We start from the raw sequence: 5,854 nt of genomic DNA, 5'->3' as shown, positions 1-5,854 counted from the left end.
AATATTCGAGGCCAAATTTTTACTATTTTCGTGATTACCGTAGCGGCAGCCGAGGCAGCCGTGGGTTTAGCGATTATCCTGACTATCTATCGTAACCGCGACACGATCGATATGGAACAATTTAACCTGCTCAAATGGTAAGGTTTTAAATATTTACTCTCCCTCTCCCTTTTTTGGGGAGAGTTTTTTTTGGTTAATTTTTCCTGTTAACGGGGATAAATCTCGGTGACAACTCGATCGGGCGAGCTACTGGTAACAACAATGTTATTATCTTCTAAAGTGCCGATCGCTTTATCGCCGGTGAGATTAAATTTTGGCTCCTGTTGTTCATAGATAATATTCCCCTCGGCCTCGACAATTTTTTCCGACATTTTCCAAGTTAAGATCTGACTATACAATTGCGCCCCAGTTTTCTGATTAATTCCCTTAACCCCATCCTTGAGATAAGCGATACGATTGCCTAATTCCACCACCACAAGATTACCAGTAATAGTGATTTAATCTTGATATTGAAAAATTTCCGTAAGGAGAGAGATAATTATGGCTAAAGTCATATTAAAAGATAAAGTTTTAATGTTATTAAAACAGCTTGAAAAAGATATTTTTCAACCACCATTTGAGAAACTGGTAGGTGACTTAAAAGGCAAATATTCAAGACACCTTAATATTCAACATAGATTAGTTTATCGTCTTGATAAGACAGCTAAAATTTTTAAACCCACCTTCCGCACTTCTTAACATTCAATTGATAATTTTTACTAATACATTGCTTACAACCCTTTGCCAGTAAAGATTGTAGCTACAATGATCGATTTTCATCAAGGTGAAGAATTGTAATTTGTTTTCTCAGAAAAAATCAATTATTGAAAATGTTCTCAATAGTAGTTTCTACAATGAAGCTTTTTCGTCAAAACATCTTGGGGAATGTAAAAATATATAAAGCTATATGAAGATGTGCGGAATGTCGGTTTAAAATATTAAAGGCTTATGAATATTATTAATTGATGATCAATCACTTTCTGTAATCTTTCTATCAGTTTTGAGAAACGCTATATATTCTCGTGAACTAATTAATTCAGGTTCTATTTCACATCTTCTGATAAAATCTTGTATTTTACTAACTGAATCCTCTAATTCTATAATCTGTTGAGGTAAATCTGAAGAATTAGAACCCCCGAATCTTAATTGATTTTCACAGGCAAGTATTTTAATTTGTTTTTGTGTCTTAATAGCTCGTAGAGTTTTTAACTTTCGTTTTAATTCAATTAATTCTGGGCTTAAAATTCTATAGTTTCTAGTATCAATTAATTGATCGTAATCTGCAAAAAGTGATATATATTCAACCCCGCCTCCTTGTTGTTTTAACTTATCTTGAAAATCCGTAAAATCTTTGATAAGTTGTTCAATAGTAAAAACTGTATTGCCCACTGAAACTCCTCTCCTGAAACAGAAAATTGTTGTTTTAGTATTTTTAAAGTATTCCTTAGTTTCGCCTTCCCAATTAAATCCAACTCCTCCTCCTATACCCGCAAATATTGATTGCAAAAAACTTATTATTGCAAAGGCGTTTAGTTCTTGTTTACTTTTCTCAGCGTATTCAATCTCTATGAGTGCTGTGTATTCAGAGCCTGTTCTAAAACCAACAATAAATTCATCGCCGTATATTCTTCTAAATTCATGAAGATTGTGTCTTTTATCATGTAAAAATTCGATTGCTTCTTGAGAAAGTTTAGGCTTCTTAATACGATAACTTCCTCCTGTAAATTGATAATCTAAAAAAAGATAAATACTATTTTGATTGATATTTGATTTCTTAAAGTATTGTGCTTTTGCTTCTCCTTGTAATAAACAAGGGCAATGTCCCACTAAAATAGGTGTTATTCCAGATACTGAAATAGAAGTATTCAACATATTACCTAATGCCTGTTCATCTTCTATTTGTTGAAAAACAAATGTATCTTTTGGCAAAAAATTTTTATCTATTAATTCATCTCTATTTATATTGTCTAAGTCTATAGCACTGTTGGGAAGTAATATCTCCTTAAAAGAGTCAAATCCACTACCTAAACGTTCTCCTTGATTTCGATACTCTCTTTCTATAGTCATAAAATTCTAATTTGATTTTCTGTAAAAGTTTTTTTAGTTAAACCTTAAAAGTATGAAAAATTAACCCGTGAAAATTTGTCTAATAGCAAATATTAGTTTTTTAAATTGTTTTCCAATCCATCCCATAAACCTTCCAAAACCCTCTCCTTTGTCTTCAGGAAGTCTAATTATGTGGTGATAATCGTCTGCGTCCAACATACTGTTTTTTTCGGGTCCTAATTGTTTAGAATATTCACTGTGATACCATTCGTCTAATTTTTTATATTCTTTAATAGTTAATTTTTTATCTTCTGGTGAATTTTCTTCTGGTATAGTTGTCAACCATTTCAAATTACGCATAGTAACAATTATCTTTCTGTAACCTACTTTATAGGATTGATTGTATTGAGCTAGAGTCATTAGTTTAGTATAGTTAAGCAAATTAAATTCAGTATTTTCCTCCCAAGTAAATTCAATAGATTCCCATATATTATGTAAAAATTCATGTCGCTCTCCTTTGATTCTAATAGTGTAAGGAGTATAATAAAACACTTGTAAAGCCCTAACTCGAAGAAGGATAAATCCTTTAAAAATTCCATTTATAAGACTACCAATAGAAGCAATAAAAATATATAAAGTATGTCCTATTTCTTTAACCAAATTAGGTAAGAAATTTTTCAGTAATTCCTTGATCAGGCGGGATAGATTTTTTAATTTCGCTTTTATATTTCCATCTGTGGCTTTTTTATCCAGTGAAACGCCAAATATTAAAGAAATAATGTCAATAAAACTTGCGATACATAGTGCAACAATAGCTTTAATGTCTCTTTCAAAAACCTTTTGGACAGGAATTAAAAAATAGCCAAATTCAGAATATCCTTTATTTTGTTTTAACTTTTCTAATATTTCCTTATTTAAGGATTCGTCATTTGTTGAAGAATTTTTATCAACCTTTTTTGTTGTTACGCTTTCATAAACTTCTTTTCTGATGTCCTCAGTTAGAGATGACAAAAGAGTATTAACATTATCGAGATTACCTGTATTTTGATCAACTAACGCTTTAATCTCCTCAATAGCCGTGAGTTGAGGGTTTTGAGCTAATAAATCGTCAAGTTCTTTTTTTGATTCTAAATAGAATTTATCTGTACCTACTTCCTCAAGTTGTTTATTCATATATACCTCTATCTTTTTTTTTCTCTCCAATTTCTGAAGACTATCTTGATAAGTTTGCGATTGTCGAACAGAATTTTTCACATGATTATAAAATTTTACTTGTTCCGAGTTCTCCTGAAGATTTACATCAGGGAAAGATTTATAAATGATAAAAAAGCTAGTGTAAATACTAGCAACCGTTAGAAGAATAAGTAAATTTCTCCTGTAAAAAGACGATTGAATTTCTTGTCTTCCAAAAAAAAACAGGAATAAAAGTAAACCTTGTATAATTGTTCCTAGCAGCAAAGATGCGCGAATCGTTATCGGCCACTCTACTAAATTTAATTCTGGTAATATTATCCCTGCTCCTGCCACACTTGTTGACCAACTGAGGGCTTGAAGTGCTAAGATAATAATTATAGTTATTCTTTTTCCTAGCATTTCGGGATCATCTCACCTTTGCAATAAACAATTGTACTTAAATGCGAAATGCTTAGATAGCAAGCCTTTTCGGGAGTTCATAGATTTTTAACGGTTCTCTAAATTGTGTGATTCAAACCAGAATCGTTACTACAAAAGCCTTCTTCCCATTCTGAGCATTTATACTCATTACATAATTGGGATGCTCCCAGCATTTCTCTCGTTCTTCTTAATGCTTTTCTCCTTCAAGTGAAGACATTTATTTAACCCCCCGAATACTTAATACCTACTTGGCTCAAAATTTGAGCTACTTTAGTAGCGTTATAACTAGCGACTTCTATTACATCACCTGAAACTGAAGCATTTGAACCTAACTCACTTACCACTTTTGCCTTAGCCTCCGATTTTTGCGAGTCTAAAGCGTATTTATCGAGAACAAATTTAGGCATATCAACTCTTCCAATCAATCATCTAAATCAAAAAATCCTGACTTTGTACTTGTTTTAGTCAACTTTTCACCATATTAACAGAGATTTTTTTCAACCACCACCAGATTTCACCTGATGTTTTGTAAAGAAATGTTAAGACAAGGCCAGAAATGACTTGATCTTGTTTTACAATGACTGAACTATAATATAGGTAACAATTTATTCACTTTCACACCATGAAGGATAGTTTACACTTGTTGCGTTTTATCGAAGATTTATTGATAGAGGAAGATGGGCAAAGTCTTAGCGATATTCAGCGACACATTATTGAAGAGTTATTAAACGGCAAAACCTATAAAGAAATTGCGGATAGTTATGGTTATGATGAGAAACATATTGGCGATGTGAGTAGAAATAAAATATTTAAGGTTTTATCTAAGCAATTAGGATTAGAAGAAAAAGAGCTTAATAAGTCTAATTTTCGTTGGAATATCGAAAAAGCAGTTAATTCTCAACTTTTTACAATACTAAATAAAAATATTAATTATTGTGTAAAGTCTCCTCAACCTGACACCACTAAACCAATTGAAAATAAAGAAAAATCTCCATCAGAAACATCATATCATGATTTAAGTTTAGCTCCAAAGATAAATCGTAATTTCTGCGATCGCATTTCAGAATTAGAAATCTTAACACAGAGAATATTAATTGAGAAAAAGCCCTTAATTTCTGTATCAGGATTGAGTGGAATTGGAAAAACTACCTTAGTTAGACATTTTGTAGAATTAAATTTAGAAAAATTTGAAGTAATTATTTGGCAAAATCTAAAAATATTCAATTGTTTAGACACAATTATTACTGATATTTTCACTAAAATTAATACGGATTTTATCTTAAATGATCACGATAAATTGACTCTGTTTTTAAAGTTATTGCAACGGAAAAAGTGTTTAATTATTTTTGACAATGTACAGGAATTATTTAGCGAGGGTGAATTAGCAGGGCAATATCAAACTAAACATAAAAAGTATCAGGAATTCTTTTCAATAATTACTAACGAAATTGAACATCAAAGTAGTTTAATTTTAATTAGTCAAGAGCGATGTTCAGAAATGTATTATTCAGATGAAAAATTAGATTTACTTGAATTACAAGGTTTAAATAATCGGGCAATCCTCAATAATTTAGGTTCTGAAGATGAAGAAAGCTGGTTAAAAGTAGTTCAGTTATACGAAAGAAATTTATTTTATTTAAAAGATATTGCTGTTTTAATTCAAGATGTTTATCATGGTTGTGTCGGTGAGTTTTTACAAGAGGAAAATATTGTTATTACAGCAAAAATAAAGGAAAGTTTGACTACAATAACTAAGAGATTATCGCCCATTGAAAAACAAATTATTCAATCCTTAATCAACCTAAAAAAAGATTGTTCAAGAAATGAATTAAAATTAAGTTTAGATTTATCAGCGGATGACTTGATTAAAGGGTTACAATCTTTACAAAAAAGATATTTGTTAACTAAAATTGAAGAATCAGAAATCTTATTTAATTTATCTCCTGTGTTTAAAAAATATATCAAAGATACAGGTATCTAAATAAGTGGCGGTTATCATAATTTTTTACCTCATGAACTTTGCACTGTACGGTGTTAGAGGTATCATGCAGATTCAGTTAGAGTATTATTTGTTATTAGCGGCGGCTTTATTTTGTATCGGAATTTATGGTTTAGTCACCAGTCGCAATGCCGTCCGGGTTTTAATGTCGATCGA

The 5,854-nt window shown here is 31.0% G+C and carries 6 protein-coding genes and 2 pseudogenes; 4 read left to right on the top strand and 4 right to left on the bottom strand.

Annotated elements, in window-relative coordinates; translation table 11 throughout:
- Window positions 1–141: NADH-quinone oxidoreductase subunit K (locus EWV60_RS09355; RefSeq protein ID WP_172963193.1), on the top strand; the 141-nt coding region annotated here is incomplete at its 5' end.
- A gap of 65 nt (window positions 142–206) precedes the next feature.
- Here EWV60_RS09355 and EWV60_RS09350 read toward each other — a convergent pair.
- Window positions 207–524 (bottom strand): annotated as a pseudogene (locus tag EWV60_RS09350) (hypothetical protein); the annotation flags it as partial.
- Between the two features lie 16 nt (window positions 525–540).
- Between EWV60_RS09350 and EWV60_RS09345 the strand changes: the two are divergent.
- Window positions 541–738, top strand: coding sequence for a type II toxin-antitoxin system RelE/ParE family toxin (locus EWV60_RS09345; RefSeq protein ID WP_287232013.1), 198 nt, complete (start codon window positions 541–543; stop codon window positions 736–738).
- A 270-nt stretch (window positions 739–1,008) separates the two neighbouring features.
- Here EWV60_RS09345 and EWV60_RS09340 read toward each other — a convergent pair whose 3' ends face one another.
- The 3 genes from EWV60_RS09340 to EWV60_RS09330 form a co-directional block, all read right to left on the bottom strand.
- Window positions 1,009–2,106, bottom strand: coding sequence for a hypothetical protein (locus EWV60_RS09340; protein WP_287232012.1), 1,098 nt, complete (start codon window positions 2,104–2,106; stop codon window positions 1,009–1,011).
- A 60-nt stretch (window positions 2,107–2,166) separates the two neighbouring features.
- On the bottom strand, window positions 2,167–3,678 hold the full coding sequence (locus EWV60_RS09335) for a hypothetical protein (RefSeq protein ID WP_069474095.1): 1,512 nt from the start codon (window positions 3,676–3,678) through the stop codon (window positions 2,167–2,169).
- Window positions 3,679–3,920: 242 nt separating this feature from the next.
- Window positions 3,921–4,106 (bottom strand): hypothetical protein, encoded by a 186-nt coding sequence (locus tag EWV60_RS09330; RefSeq protein WP_069474096.1) that lies wholly within the window; start codon window positions 4,104–4,106, stop codon window positions 3,921–3,923.
- Window positions 4,107–4,321: 215 nt separating this feature from the next.
- Here EWV60_RS09330 and EWV60_RS09325 point away from each other — a divergent pair, with 215 nt between their 5' ends.
- Together EWV60_RS09325 and ndhE are read left to right on the top strand one after the other, a co-directional pair.
- Window positions 4,322–5,680, top strand: coding sequence for a helix-turn-helix domain-containing protein (locus tag EWV60_RS09325; protein WP_069474097.1), 1,359 nt, complete (start codon window positions 4,322–4,324; stop codon window positions 5,678–5,680).
- A gap of 70 nt (window positions 5,681–5,750) precedes the next feature.
- A pseudogene (ndhE, locus tag EWV60_RS09320) lies at window positions 5,751–5,854 on the top strand (photosynthetic/respiratory NAD(P)H-quinone oxidoreductase subunit E); the annotation flags it as partial.

This window comes from Microcystis sp. Msp_OC_L_20101000_S702, assembly GCF_007095705.1.
Classification (GTDB): domain Bacteria; phylum Cyanobacteriota; class Cyanobacteriia; order Cyanobacteriales; family Microcystaceae; genus Microcystis; species Microcystis ichthyoblabe_A.
The sequence above is the reverse complement of the archived record's forward strand: the minus strand, read 5'-3'. Positions and strand labels throughout refer to the sequence as shown.